The organism is Proteus sp. PR00224, assembly GCF_016238105.1.
Taxonomy (GTDB): domain Bacteria; phylum Pseudomonadota; class Gammaproteobacteria; order Enterobacterales; family Enterobacteriaceae; genus Proteus.
In genome coordinates this window covers 136,569-148,795 of sequence record NZ_JAEHQU010000007.1, presented here as the reverse complement: position 1 = coordinate 148,795, position 12,227 = coordinate 136,569, and the positions used below count along the sequence as shown (strand labels likewise).

The following is a 12,227-nucleotide window of genomic DNA, read 5'->3' as shown; positions in this document are numbered from 1 at the left end:
TCGTTCTTCTGGTTCTTTTTTAAAAGGCGGAGACTCCGCCTTTTATCTGTTTTGTGCCTTTTATTTTTTAATGAGTAAGCACCGCTATGAGCGAAGAAATTATTTATGGTATTCACGCAGTAACCGCATTACTTGAGCGTGATCCTGCACGTTTTAAAGAAGTTTATGTATTAAAAGGGCGCGAAGACCGCCGTTTAACACCTGTTATTCATGAATTAGAAGCTCAAGGTATTCTGGTTCAAGTGGCTAATCGTCAATGGTTAGATAGCCAAACAGAAGGTGCTGTTCACCAAGGTATTATTGCTAAAGTAAAACCCGGTCGTCAGTATCAAGAACAAGATTTACCAGACTTATTAGCTAAAGTCGGCACACCTTTCTTATTAGTGCTAGATGGTGTTACTGATCCCCATAATTTAGGGGCTTGTTTACGTAGCGCAGATGCAGCTGGTGTGCATGCTGTTATCGTTCCCAAAGATCGTTCTGCACAATTAAACGCAACAGCCAAAAAAGTGGCTTGTGGTGCAGCAGAAAGTGTTCCTTTAATTAAAGTGACTAACCTTGCTCGTACATTACGTTTCCTGCAAGAAGAGAACGTTTGGATTGTCGGCACAGCAGGCGAAGCAGACCATACTTTATATCAAAGCAAACTCACTGGCCCAATGGCATTAGTGATGGGCGCTGAAGGTGAAGGTATGCGTCGTTTAACTCGAGAGCATTGTGATGAGCTGATTAGTATCCCAATGGCGGGTACGGTGTCTTCACTCAACGTTTCTGTGGCAACCGGCGTTTGCTTATTTGAAGCGATGCGCCAGCGTATTATTGTTAAATAATCGCTGAGTTTATTTTATTCTCTATACTCCCTTGAGTTTTATTGGCCGCGGGGGTATAGTTACGCGTCAATTTTTTCAGTCACAACTTAAACAAGTTCCTTGCCTCCATGGGTGGTGACTGACCCTGACAGGAGGCTGATAAATCCGTAAGGAGCAATATCAAATGCGTCATTACGAAATCGTTTTTATGGTTCATCCTGACCAGAGCGAACAAGTTCCGGGCATGATCGAGCGTTATAAAACCGCTATCACTAATGCAAATGGTCAGATCCACCGTCTAGAAGACTGGGGTCGTCGTCAATTAGCTTATCCAATCAACAAACTGCACAAAGCACATTACGTTCTGATGAACGTTGAAGCTCCGCAGGAAGTGATTGATGAACTGGAAACTACTTTCCGTTTCAACGATGCCGTTCTCCGCAACATGATTATGCGTACTAAACACGCAGTAACTGAAGCTTCTCCAATGGTTAAAGCAAAAGACGAACGCCGTCGTGATATCGCTGATGACCTCGATGATGAAGATGAAGTTGATGATGTAGCAGAGGATTCTGAAGAGTAATTAGTGCTGTGACGGCTAATAATCATTTGGTGCTAACTGGCACAGTGTGCAAAGCATTAATTCGAAAAGTTAGCCCCGCTGGGATCCCGCACTGTCAATTTGTTATTGAACATCGTTCAATACAAGAAGAGGCGGGATTAAAAAGACAATCATGGTGTCGAATGCCCATTATTGCTAGCGGGAAAGCGTTACAAGCAGTTACTCACAGTATAACGGTCGGCAGCCAAATCACCGTTTCTGGATTCATTAGTAGCCATCAGGCGCGAAATGGATTGTTTAAATTGGTGCTTCATGCCGAGCAGATTGAATTGATAGATTCTGGAGACTAGCCATATGGCACGTTATTTCCGTCGTCGTAAGTTCTGCCGTTTCACAGCAGAAGGCGTACAAGAGATCGATTATAAAGATATCGCTACGCTGAAAAACTATATCACTGAAAGTGGTAAAATTGTACCAAGTCGTATCACCGGTACTCGTGCAAAATACCAGCGTCAGCTGGCTCGTGCTATCAAGCGCGCACGCTACCTGTCTTTATTACCTTATACTGATCGTCATCAGTAATAGGTATATAGTCCATTAATGACTTGTAGAGGATAAGGTAATGCAAATTATTCTGCTTGATAAAGTAGCGAATCTGGGTAGCCTGGGTGATCAGGTTAACGTAAAATCGGGCTATGCTCGTAACTATTTAATCCCACAGGGTAAAGCTGTTTCTGCGACTAAGAAAAACATCGAGTTTTTCGAAGCGCGTCGTGCTGAGTTAGAAGCTAAATTAGCTGAAACTTTAGCAGCAGCTGAAGCTCGTGCAGCGAAGATCAATGCACTGGGTTCTGTCACTATCAGCTCTAAAGCGGGTGACGAAGGTAAACTGTTTGGTTCAATCGGTACTCGTGACATCGCTGATGCAGTAACTGCAGCTGGCGTTGAAATGTGTAAGAGCGAAGTTCGCCTGCCAAATGGCGTTCTGCGTACTACTGGTGACCACGAAGTTCACTTCCAAGTTCACAGTGACGTATTCGCTGAACTGAATGTTATCATCGTTGCTGAATAATCTCTGATTAAACAGTTAATGTTGATAAAAAAGAAAAACGCCAGCTTAGCTGGCGTTTTTTTTTGGATAAATAAAGGCTTTTTTACTATGGTGTACGGTAATAACTTCCATCACTCAAACGAGTGTAAGTGATAACAGTACCGGCGCTATTTGTCACTTCTAGCATACTGACATCACCTTGTGGATTACGCTGTAAGCGAATAGCTTGCCCTGAGCGCAATTGGCTTAATGATTTCTGTTGGTCTTCTGATTTCGCCATAGAAAATGCATCATTGACAGGAAGTTGATTGTCTCTAAAAAGCTGCGCTAAGGTTTGCCCCTCTTTAATGGTGTAAGTCTGCCATGTTTGCGCTGGTGTTGATTGAGTGTCTTGTTGCGGTGTTGTTTGAGCAATATTTCCCTCAGGATCATTTGTCGTTGGAGCCTCAATTGATGGAGAAATCCCAGGTTCGGCATTTGAGTTTATTTGTGCTTGAGGGATCGGTGTTTGATACGCTGGATCATTGGTAGATGCTATTGGCACAGGAAGATCATGCGTTGATGATGATGGTTGAGGTGGCTCACTAGTGTTTTCACTTGTCGGCCAAAAAAACACGACCAATAAAGCAATAGCAATAGCCAGTATTGCTCGACGATGTAAGCCAGGGAATTTGCCCATATTCACCTCATTATTGATCTGTGAATCAGTATTATGAATTGCTGTAACATCTTTTTTATTCCTTGTAGCCATACTAGCACGAACCATGATCCTAACCTGCTCCCTGAATTCTTTTCAGAATTATCTATTCGCTCTAACCGTTAATGTTCTTTATTCCCTTGATGGTTAACTAAAAACAGTTTCATACGTTGATACACATTTTTATCAGTTTCTATGGTTAAAGCCTGCGTTAATTCACCATAAAGATCATGAGGCAATAATGTGTCAGACCATGTTGAAAGAACATTCAGCGCCATATTTCTATCACGCAATGTTGGACTGCGTAATTGCCTTTTGATAAGTGACCAGCCGATACCAGGAAAACCACCAAGATCTTGCATAATATATTCAACGGCATGATGAGACTGATATTCAGAGTCGGTAGTTATTAATGGATCATCTATGCTATCTAATGCTGTTAATTCAATTTGTTGTTCTGCAAGTTTAACTACTCTTTCTATTTTGTGAGAAGCATCTGTTTGCATTAATTGGTGCCACCAATCCGCATTGGGGTTGTCTTTTTGTAGTGAAAAGAGTAATTCCCAAATATCAAGGCGAAGAGATTTAGCGACAAGGCTTGCTTGGTAATTTTTTGCGCGAGAAGGATTTTGTAATGCTTCGATAATGAGTGTCGACCATTCTGGTTTTTGAATAATATTTTGCGAAGCAGAGATAATTTGTTGTTGGCATTGATCGTTCCAGCCGAGAGACTCAAGTAATAACCAATCTTCACCACTATTTTGCACAAAATCAGCGATTTCACAGACACAATAAAGGAGCTTTAACTCTTTTGGTGGCAAAGTATCGACTTGTGAAATAAAAGCATTACACGCTTGGGTGCCCTCTACATAATCATAGATATCTTTTGCAGGACCTCCATTAAGCAGTGCGCGTAAAAGATCACTACAACCAAGTAGTAACTCATTATCTAAAGGATGCGTGTTCAACATCGCTAATAATGCCCCTTTTGTGACACAGTCATAGGCCACATATTCTGTCATCACATTATTTTTATACCCTTCAGTCAGCAGCCAATAGCGATTATTAACAGACAGTGTTGAAGGCAGATGTTCGATAAATTGAATACGTCCCCAGCCTTTAGTTCGTTGACCTAGGGAATATAAAAAAGGCTCAAATTCTTCACAGGAGAGACGCTGTTTCAGCGATCGAATAGCATAAAGTGTAAATTCAGGGTGAAGAGCAAACAATAAAAGTAAACGTTGAGAAGTACTATCGTGAAACGATCCTAATAGCCCTAAGGCGATTTTGATCGGATTCTTATCAGGACTTAACTTCAAGATCCATAAAATGAGTTGAAAATAGATCTCATGATTAATCAGTGTTTCATCTTGTTCTATTTTCTCTATCAGATGTGAAAGATAGGTAATAGGCGCGAGTTTATCTTGGCAGGCCATTAAATAAAAAGAATCGACATGCTCTTTATCAGGCAAAAGAACGACATGCTTTATTGCATGATAGAGCGACAAGGCAAATTCTTCACATACTTTTTGAGAAGGCTGTTGTTCAATCGCTCGACCTATTCGTTGGTGCAAAATAATACCTTCGCGAGCACCTGCTGACCAACTAAAAGGGATTGAATCATAATCAGATTTTATTTTTAGGTGAGAGTCTGACAATAGATTTAATTCATCAGGTAAAGGTGTATCACCTATTTCATAAGGAGCTAATTGTGAAAGAATTGAAGGAACAGAAGAAGGACAAACCTTAGGAAAGTCTATTGTGAGGTCGATAGACAGAGGTGACTTACTGAAAAGCTTATCGCGCCAATTAGTCATAATAGATCCTATTTGTTTTGCCGTCTTAGTATAACTTTAGCGGAAAATAGGAAAGCTGGACAAAAAAAGCCAGAAAATCCACTTATATCACTTAAAAAATCCCTACCCGAAACATACCTCCCTTCTTGAGATAAAAAACAAATCAAAAAAAACTGGTCAATAAAATTAAAAAGCGGTACATTAGCGCAATTCTATATTTGTTATATTATAACATTACAAATAAATGGGGTTTATTATGAAACTAGGTATCCACCCTCAATATCGAACAGTGATTTTCCATGACACTAGTGCAGATGCTTATTTTAAAGTGGGTTCAACCATCCAAACGGAAAAGACAATAGAGTATGAGGGGCAAACATACCCTTATGTGACATTAGATGTCTCCTCTCAATCACACCCATTTTATACCGGTAAGCAGAAGACTCATTCTCAAGAAGGTAATGTGGCACGCTTTAATAAACGTTTTGGTCAATTTATTAAGTAAGGAAGAAAAAATGCAGGTATTAAGTTCATTGAAAAGCGCTAAACAACGCCATCCAGATTGTAAAGTGGTGCGTCGCCGTGGTCGCCTTTATGTAATTTGTAAGTCAAATCCACGTTTTAAAGCTGTTCAGGGGTAAGATCATGCAAAAACCAATTCTTTCTTGTGTTTTGATTATGGGATTATTGGGTAGTGCAATGTCGGTTTTAGCACATGGTCACCATCATGAAAAAGTACAAACACAAGCACAGCGAGATGCAGCGAATGGGATTTTCGAGGACAAGGATGTTCTCGATCGTAAACTCAGCGATTGGGAAGGGGTATGGCAATCTGTAGAGCCTTATCTTCTTAGTGGCGAACTCGATGTTGTTTTACAGAAAAAGGCAGAGACGAAAAAAGATAAAACTGTTGAAGAGTATCGTGCCTACTACGCACAAGGCTACAAAACAGATGTGGATATGATTGGTATTGAAAATAATATCATTGAATTTCATCAAGGTGAGAAAGTAGAGAGTTGCGAATATCACTATGATGGTTATCGTATTTTACATTATGAGTCTGGTAAAAAAGGGGTTCGTTATTTATTTAGATGTGACGATGCTACAAGCCAAGCACCTAAATTTATTCAATTTAGCGACCATATTATTGCACCAGAGAAAGCAGGGCATTTCCATTTATATATGGGCAATACATCGCAAGAGGAATTACTTAAAGAGTTGAGTAATTGGCCAACTTACTATCCTTATTCTATGAAGGCAGATGATATTGTTCATGAAATGCTTTATCACTGATAACTAATTGATAAAAATATTGGGCTAACACCTTATACCCTTGGTTATTACCGAGGGTATTTTTTCTTAACAATAATGATAAAAAAGGAAAAAGCAGTAGCATCCATGCTGACTTACTTTTATAAGTTGGGTTAACGATTATTTATAACCCTTGGCAGAGGTATTTCATTTCCATATAGTCTTCAATGCCGTGTTCAGAGCCTTCACGACCTAAACCTGATTGTTTAATGCCACCAAATGGTGCAACCTCATTGGAAATTAAACCTGTATTAATGCCCACCATGCCGTATTCTAAATTTTCAGCGACACGCCAAATACGTTGTGGATTTTCACTATAAAAATAAGCGGCTAAACCATAAATCGTGTTATTCGCTAAATGCACTACTTCATCTTCATTTTCAAAGATAACTAAAGGTGCCACAGGGCCAAAGATCTCTTCTTCAAGAATATGACTATCTGCGGGAACATTACCCACAACAGTAGGTTGGAAGAAATTTTCACCCGCTTTATCGCTTTCACCACCACAAAGTAGTGTAGCGCCACGTTTTAGTGTGTCAGCCAGTAAAGATTGTGATTTTTCAACTGCTTTGCGATTAATAAGAGGCCCAATAGTGACTCCTTCTTTAAAACCGTTACCCACTTTGAGTTTTTTAACAGCAGCAACAAAGCGTTCACTAAATTGTTGATAAACATCTTTATGAATATAAAAACGGTTAGCACAAACACAGGTTTGTCCTGCATTGCGGAATTTAGCGCCCATAGCCCCTTCAACGGCTTTATCTATATCAGCGTCGTCAAACACGATAAATGGTGCATTGCCGCCCAATTCTAAAGAGACTTTTTTTACGCTATCAGAACATTGGCGCATTAATAAACGTCCAACGCCTGTTGAACCCGTAAAACTTAATTTACGAACGCGATTATCAGAGGTGAAGACTTCGCCAATTTTAATGGCATCACCTGTAACAATATTAATAACACCCGCAGGAATACCTGCTTGAGCTGCTAATTCCGCTAAAGCCAATGCGGTATAAGGTGTTTCATTGGCTGGTTTAATCACCATGGTGCAACCCGCGGCTAATGCTGGTGCGGCTTTTCGGGTGATCATAGCAGCAGGGAAGTTCCAAGGCGTAATGGCAGCACAAACACCAATACCTTGTTTAATCACCATCAAGCGTTTATCAGCAGAAGGTGAGGGAATAATTTCACCGTTGGTTCTCTTACCTTGCTCTGCAAACCACTCGATAAAAGAAGCAGCATAAGTAATTTCACCTTCAGCTTCAGCAACAGGTTTACCCTGCTCAAGGGTCATTAATTCAGCAAGTTTTCTTTTATTTTCAGTGATTAATCTAAACCAGTTTTGCAATAATGCTCCGCGCTGATGTGCTGTAAGTGCACGCCATTTTGGTAAGGCTTTTTGTGCAGCATCAACAGCCATTATTGCTTCTTGTGTTGCCATATTGGGTACAGTACCAAGTAGAGCACCTGTAGCAGGATCGATAACATCAACGGTTTCGTTATTTTTAGCATTACACCAAAGACCATCAATATAGCCTTGTTCACGGAAATAGGGATTTGTCGTTATCTTCACTTAATACCTCTCTGAACATATTATATATTGATATTTATAAGGCTAGGCAGTTCGGTGCCTGCTTATAATTATATGCCTGTGTTGCGATGTTGTGAAAATAAGTATGACAAATGCCAAGAAAAAAATGTCAAATTGAGGTGAATAGGGTCAATTGCTTATGTTTTTAATGAATAATCCCCATTACTCAAGACTGAAGGTTTACGCTGTACCTTACCACTGTTATTCTTGGGTTTAACTTTCATAAAAAACAGGTATTTTTCATGTCAAAACCATCATTTGATTCTATTGAATCACAGGCAAGTTACGGTATTGGTCTGCAAGTCGGTCAACAACTGACTGAATCAGGTCTTCAAGGATTAGAGCCCGCAGCACTGTTAGCTGGCTTGACCGATGCATTAGAAGGTAATGCGCCTTCTGTACCTGTTGAAACATTACACAATGCCTTACGTACTATGCACGAGCGTGCTGAAGCTGTTCGTCAAGAACGCCAAGCAGAGCTGGCTGATGCTGGTAAAGTTTTCTTAGAAGAAAATGTGAAAAATGAAGGCGTTCAGGTTACAGAATCAGGTTTACAGTACAAAGTACTGACAGCGGGTGAAGGTGCAATCCCTGCGCGTACTGATCATGTTCGTGTTCATTACACGGGTCGTTTAATTGATGGTACTGTGTTTGATAGCTCAGTTCAACGTGGCCAACCTGCTGAATTCCCAGTAAATGGCGTTATCGCAGGCTGGATTGAAGCATTAACATTAATGCCAGTAGGTTCAAAATGGGAATTATATATTCCTTACCAATTAGCTTATGGCGAACGTGGTGCGGGTGCAGCTATTCCTCCATTCGCGACATTAGTATTTGAAGTAGAATTATTAGAAATTTTATAATTTCTTATTCTGCGGTAAATCAGAGTAAAAAATAGCTGGTTTTTGCCAGCTATTTTTGTCTCTATACTAAAATAAAGAGATAGTCGGGTAATTAATTTTTATAAGGGGCGTTATCTGCTTATAAAAATAAGAGAGGTGCATGATGTTAGAACAAGTCAGCAAATTAGCCCGCCAAGCAGGTATGGCGATAATGCAAATCTACCAGCAATCAGAGCCTATCCAAGTACAGGAAAAAAGTGATAATTCACCTGTCACAGAGGCTGATTTGGCCGCTCACCAAATTATCAAACAAGGACTTGCTTCTATTGCCCCAGATATACCTCAATTATCTGAAGAAGATCCCCCTGAATGGGAAGTTCGCCGTCATTGGGATCGCTATTGGTTGATTGATCCTCTAGATGGAACTAAAGAATTTATTAGCAAAAATGGTGAGTTTACGGTGAATATCGCCTTAATTGAAAAAGGTATTCCCGTTTTAGGCGTTGTTTATGCACCGGTTCAAAATGTGTTATATGCGGCTGCCAATAAACAAGCATGGAAAGAAATGTGTGGTCGGAAATTACCTATTCATGCGAGCCGTGCTGAACCACCAGTGATTGTGATTAGTCGTTCTCATCAAGATGATGAATTAAAAGAGTATTTATCTCAACTTGGCGAACATCAAACGGTTGCCGTTGGCTCTTCTTTAAAATTTTGTCTTGTGGCGGAAGGTAAAGCGCAACTTTATCCTCGTTTTGGACCAACACACACATGGGATACTGCCGCAGGTCATGCCATTGCGATTGCCGCTGGTGCGCATGTCACCGATTGGAAAGGGATCACGTTAGATTATTCCCCTAAAGAATCGCTGATAAACCCAGGATTTAGAGTTTCTATTTTTTAAATAGACCAGATGAAGTTGGAGCCCTTGATGTGAAAGGGCTCTGACATGGTAAGCTATTCTTTAATTAAATCGTTGATAAGGTTGATTGCCGTCGTAATCTCCGCACCGCTTAATACACCTTCTTTGACGAAACGAACCTTACCTTGCTTATCTAAAACAACAATAGTTGAACTCTCTTTTTCTAATCCCCAGCCTTTTAATGCTACGCCATCGGCATCAACAATAAACTGTGACCAAGGAAATTCTTTTTTACTGTCTTCAACACTGCTACGAACAAATGGACCTGTGCCAAAGACTGCATCATCAGTATTAATAATCGTTGTAGTTTGATAACTGGTATGTGGGAATTTAGCCAGTTTTACGGCTTCAATAAACGGTGCATTCATCCCCTTAGCCTTGCTACGTCCTGCTATATGCTGAACAGTACGTACTTTTCCACTGAGCAGACCACTATTCCAATTTTGGTAGCTAAACTTATCTTTGGTTGTGTCATAAAGTAGCTCACCTTTGTCATTGATTGTGACAGCAGGAAGTACTGTATTTTCAGTGATGTTATGTGCAAACGCCCATGTGGATGTGCTGAGTAAAAGAGCAGCTAAGGTTATTTTGTGCATAGCCATTGTCCTATTATTGAAATCGACGTTAGATTCTATCTAAGCATAGAAGCTAGTGAAGAATAATACCTCATCACTGATACATTTATTTAACATTGAGTGGGTAAAATAACACACACACTATCTTTATTTATATTCTTTACTGTCAATAAATGTAAAAACAGATAAGAAAATCAAATAAGTTGAACCTAGTACTTATAATTAGGTCTTTAAATTTGATATATAAAGATAAGTCTTTATGACTTATTAAACTCAACAACGAGCATGGGAGACTAACTGAAAGATGAAAATCTTCAATCGCTATAACCCTGAAAAAATTGCTCTCTACGTTAAGACGTTATTTCGTGGACGGTTTTACATCAAAGGAATGGGTGCATTTGAATTCGATTATGGCAAAATACTACTGCCTAAAATAAAAGATAAGCTACATTTTAATGTGATGAGTGAAGTGAACCAGCAGGTGGTTTTACTGAAAGCAGAACTGGGCTAACTTTTATCTGATAGATAACTGAGTCTTTCTCGTGAAAACTTTCGATAAGACTCAGTTATTAATTTCAATTTGTTACTAGTTAACTTGTCGTTTTATTTTCATCTACTTTGATATCGACTTCGGTTGTTGTCTGTACAACAGGAACGTGTTCTTGCAAAACAGGTTTAACCGGTGGAATATCATCAACTTTAGTTACGAGTAATTGATCTATTTTGTAATTATCAATATCGACAACTTCAAATTTATACCCTGAGAACTTCACATAATCAGTACGTTTTGGAATTTTACGTAAACGGTACATCATAAAGCCCGCAATGGTTTCGTAGTTACTTGAATCAGGGAAATCATCAATATCAAGAACGCGCATTACATCATCAATTGGCGTACCGCCTTCAACTAGCCATGAGTGCTCATCACGGCTCACAATTTGTTCTTCTTGCCCTGGTCCAATTAAATCCCCCATCAAGGTTGTCATTACATCGTTTAACGTAATCACACCCATCACCATCGCGTATTCATTAAGGATGATGGCAAAGTCTTCACCAGATGTTTTAAAGCTTTCCAGCATATCTGAAAGCGTTAATGTATCAGGAATAATCAGCGCTTTACGGATATGAACACCTTCATTGAGGTTTAAGCTTTGTCCGTTAATAACGCGATTAAGAAGCTCTTTAGAATCAACATAACCAATAATATGGTCGATATCGCCTTCACAAACCAAGAATTTAGAGTGAGGCTGTGTGGCAATTTTTTCTTTGATATCACTTTCTGTTTCTTCACGATCAAAATAGACCACATCTTCTCGTGGTGTCATGGCCGAAGGGACAGTGCGTGACTCTAACTCAAAGACGTTTTCAATCAGTTCATGTTCTTGTTTACGTAAAACACCAGCAACAGCCCCCGCTTCTACAATGGCAAAAATATCATCAGAAGTAATATCTTCATTTCTCACCATCGGGATTTTAAATAATTTAAAGATAAGATCAGCCATGCCATTGAATAACCAAACCAGCGGGCGAAAGAAGGCAAGGCAGAAACGCATTGGGTTCACAATTCTTAATGCGATAGCTTCTGGTTTTATCATACCAATGCGTTTTGGCGTTAAGTCAGCCAGTAAAATAAACATTGATGTGACAATAATAAAAGAGCAAATCGATCCTAATTGTTGTGAGAGTGCTTCATCAAAAAATTGTAGGAAAAAGCTTTTTAATGAAGGCGAAAATGCAGATTCACCCACAATACCCGCTAAGATAGCGACAGCATTTAATCCAATTTGCACAACGGTAAAAAACATGCCCGGCATTTCTTGCATTTTTAATACACGAGCAGCGTTAATATTGCCCTCATCAACAAGTTGTTTGAGCTTAATTCGACGAGAAGCAGCAAGAGAGATTTCAGACAGCGAAAAAAAGGCGCTGATAGCACAGAGCAAAAGCACAATGAGTAAACTATTAAGCATATAAGGCTCACACCACCCCAAGTATTTAGTCCAAAGGGTAATACTAGAGTGTTAAAATAGAAGATAAATCAATATATTGTGATGAAATTATTCACAAAGAA

At 39.6% G+C, this 12,227-nt stretch carries 16 protein-coding genes; 11 read left to right on the top strand and 5 right to left on the bottom strand.

What is annotated here, in order from left to right; translation table 11 throughout:
- Positions 1-98: 98 nt before the first annotated feature.
- The 5 genes from rlmB to rplI all read left to right on the top strand — a co-directional run bounded on the left by rlmB (position 99) and on the right by rplI (position 2,443).
- A complete protein-coding gene (gene rlmB, locus JEP71_RS13170) occupies positions 99-830 on the top strand; it encodes a 23S rRNA (guanosine(2251)-2'-O)-methyltransferase RlmB (protein ID WP_164996193.1) in 732 nt (243 codons plus the stop codon).
- A gap of 163 nt (positions 831-993) precedes the next feature.
- Entirely contained in the window at positions 994-1,392 is a 399-nt protein-coding gene (rpsF, locus tag JEP71_RS13165) for a 30S ribosomal protein S6 (RefSeq protein ID WP_023583607.1), read from the top strand.
- 8 nt (positions 1,393-1,400) lie between these two features.
- On the top strand, positions 1,401-1,721 hold the full coding sequence (gene priB / locus JEP71_RS13160; protein WP_006535746.1) for a primosomal replication protein N: 321 nt from the start codon (positions 1,401-1,403) through the stop codon (positions 1,719-1,721).
- Positions 1,722-1,725: 4 nt separating this feature from the next.
- Positions 1,726-1,953 (top strand): 30S ribosomal protein S18, encoded by a 228-nt coding sequence (gene rpsR, locus JEP71_RS13155; protein ID WP_000135199.1) that lies wholly within the window; start codon positions 1,726-1,728, stop codon positions 1,951-1,953.
- A gap of 40 nt (positions 1,954-1,993) precedes the next feature.
- Positions 1,994-2,443 carry a 50S ribosomal protein L9 gene (gene rplI, locus JEP71_RS13150; RefSeq protein WP_023583606.1) on the top strand — a complete coding sequence of 150 codons (450 nt, stop codon included), beginning with the start codon at positions 1,994-1,996 and terminating at the stop codon, positions 2,441-2,443.
- Between the two features lie 85 nt (positions 2,444-2,528).
- On the opposite strand, the gene JEP71_RS13145 is transcribed toward rplI, so the two are convergent.
- On the bottom strand, positions 2,529-3,173 hold the full coding sequence (locus tag JEP71_RS13145; RefSeq protein WP_232797616.1) for a LysM-like peptidoglycan-binding domain-containing protein: 645 nt from the start codon (positions 3,171-3,173) through the stop codon (positions 2,529-2,531).
- Positions 3,174-3,241: 68 nt separating this feature from the next.
- The gene (locus tag JEP71_RS13140; RefSeq protein ID WP_198626359.1) at positions 3,242-4,936 is read right to left on the bottom strand and encodes a hypothetical protein; all 1,695 of its coding nucleotides are present in this window, start codon (positions 4,934-4,936) and stop codon (positions 3,242-3,244) included.
- 235 nt (positions 4,937-5,171) lie between these two features.
- Between JEP71_RS13140 and JEP71_RS13135 the strand changes: the two genes are divergently transcribed.
- From JEP71_RS13135 to zinT, 3 genes are read left to right on the top strand one after another with little or no spacing between them, the layout of a single operon-like run.
- Complete coding sequence (locus JEP71_RS13135; RefSeq protein WP_023583603.1) at positions 5,172-5,420, top strand: type B 50S ribosomal protein L31; 249 nt, start codon at positions 5,172-5,174, stop codon at positions 5,418-5,420.
- 10 nt (positions 5,421-5,430) lie between these two features.
- On the top strand, positions 5,431-5,556 hold the full coding sequence (gene ykgO, locus JEP71_RS13130) for a type B 50S ribosomal protein L36 (RefSeq protein ID WP_006535739.1): 126 nt from the start codon (positions 5,431-5,433) through the stop codon (positions 5,554-5,556).
- Positions 5,557-5,560: 4 nt separating this feature from the next.
- On the top strand, positions 5,561-6,208 hold the full coding sequence (gene zinT / locus JEP71_RS13125) for a metal-binding protein ZinT (RefSeq protein WP_198626358.1): 648 nt from the start codon (positions 5,561-5,563) through the stop codon (positions 6,206-6,208).
- Positions 6,209-6,350: 142 nt separating this feature from the next.
- Here zinT and JEP71_RS13120 read toward each other — a convergent pair whose 3' ends face one another.
- The gene (locus tag JEP71_RS13120; protein WP_198626357.1) at positions 6,351-7,799 is read right to left on the bottom strand and encodes an NAD-dependent succinate-semialdehyde dehydrogenase; all 1,449 of its coding nucleotides are present in this window, start codon (positions 7,797-7,799) and stop codon (positions 6,351-6,353) included.
- A gap of 260 nt (positions 7,800-8,059) precedes the next feature.
- Between JEP71_RS13120 and JEP71_RS13115 the strand changes: the two genes are divergently transcribed.
- Entirely contained in the window at positions 8,060-8,680 is a 621-nt protein-coding gene (locus JEP71_RS13115; protein ID WP_006535733.1) for a peptidylprolyl isomerase, read from the top strand.
- A gap of 142 nt (positions 8,681-8,822) precedes the next feature.
- Entirely contained in the window at positions 8,823-9,563 is a 741-nt protein-coding gene (gene cysQ, locus JEP71_RS13110) for a 3'(2'),5'-bisphosphate nucleotidase CysQ (RefSeq protein ID WP_196533595.1), read from the top strand.
- 53 nt (positions 9,564-9,616) lie between these two features.
- On the opposite strand, the gene JEP71_RS13105 is transcribed toward cysQ, so the two are convergent.
- Positions 9,617-10,177, bottom strand: a complete 561-nt coding sequence (locus tag JEP71_RS13105) for a YtfJ family protein (RefSeq protein ID WP_198626356.1) — start codon at positions 10,175-10,177, stop codon at positions 9,617-9,619.
- Between the two features lie 283 nt (positions 10,178-10,460).
- Here JEP71_RS13105 and JEP71_RS13100 point away from each other — a divergent pair, with 283 nt between their 5' ends.
- Complete coding sequence (locus JEP71_RS13100; protein ID WP_100159789.1) at positions 10,461-10,667, top strand: DUF1107 domain-containing protein; 207 nt, start codon at positions 10,461-10,463, stop codon at positions 10,665-10,667.
- A gap of 79 nt (positions 10,668-10,746) precedes the next feature.
- On the opposite strand, the gene JEP71_RS13095 is transcribed toward JEP71_RS13100, so the two are convergent.
- Positions 10,747-12,126 (bottom strand): hemolysin family protein, encoded by a 1,380-nt coding sequence (locus JEP71_RS13095; protein ID WP_109372696.1) that lies wholly within the window; start codon positions 12,124-12,126, stop codon positions 10,747-10,749.
- Positions 12,127-12,227 lie beyond the last annotated feature (101 nt).

Coding starts and splice junctions, on each gene's coding strand:
- JEP71_RS13100 (WP_100159789.1), top strand. CDS start 10,461: ATGAAAATCTTCAATCGCTATAACCCTGAAAAAATTGCTCTCTACGTT.
- rpsF (WP_023583607.1), top strand. CDS start 994: ATGCGTCATTACGAAATCGTTTTTATGGTTCATCCTGACCAGAGCGAA.
- JEP71_RS13115 (WP_006535733.1), top strand. CDS start 8,060: ATGTCAAAACCATCATTTGATTCTATTGAATCACAGGCAAGTTACGGT.
- rplI (WP_023583606.1), top strand. CDS start 1,994: ATGCAAATTATTCTGCTTGATAAAGTAGCGAATCTGGGTAGCCTGGGT.
- JEP71_RS13105 (WP_198626356.1), bottom strand. CDS start 10,177: ATGCACAAAATAACCTTAGCTGCTCTTTTACTCAGCACATCCACATGG.
- JEP71_RS13145 (WP_232797616.1), bottom strand. CDS start 3,173: ATGGCTACAAGGAATAAAAAAGATGTTACAGCAATTCATAATACTGAT.
- zinT (WP_198626358.1), top strand. CDS start 5,561: ATGCAAAAACCAATTCTTTCTTGTGTTTTGATTATGGGATTATTGGGT.
- rpsR (WP_000135199.1), top strand. CDS start 1,726: ATGGCACGTTATTTCCGTCGTCGTAAGTTCTGCCGTTTCACAGCAGAA.
- JEP71_RS13140 (WP_198626359.1), bottom strand. CDS start 4,936: ATGACTAATTGGCGCGATAAGCTTTTCAGTAAGTCACCTCTGTCTATC.
- cysQ (WP_196533595.1), top strand. CDS start 8,823: ATGTTAGAACAAGTCAGCAAATTAGCCCGCCAAGCAGGTATGGCGATA.
- JEP71_RS13135 (WP_023583603.1), top strand. CDS start 5,172: ATGAAACTAGGTATCCACCCTCAATATCGAACAGTGATTTTCCATGAC.
- ykgO (WP_006535739.1), top strand. CDS start 5,431: ATGCAGGTATTAAGTTCATTGAAAAGCGCTAAACAACGCCATCCAGAT.
- JEP71_RS13095 (WP_109372696.1), bottom strand. CDS start 12,126: ATGCTTAATAGTTTACTCATTGTGCTTTTGCTCTGTGCTATCAGCGCC.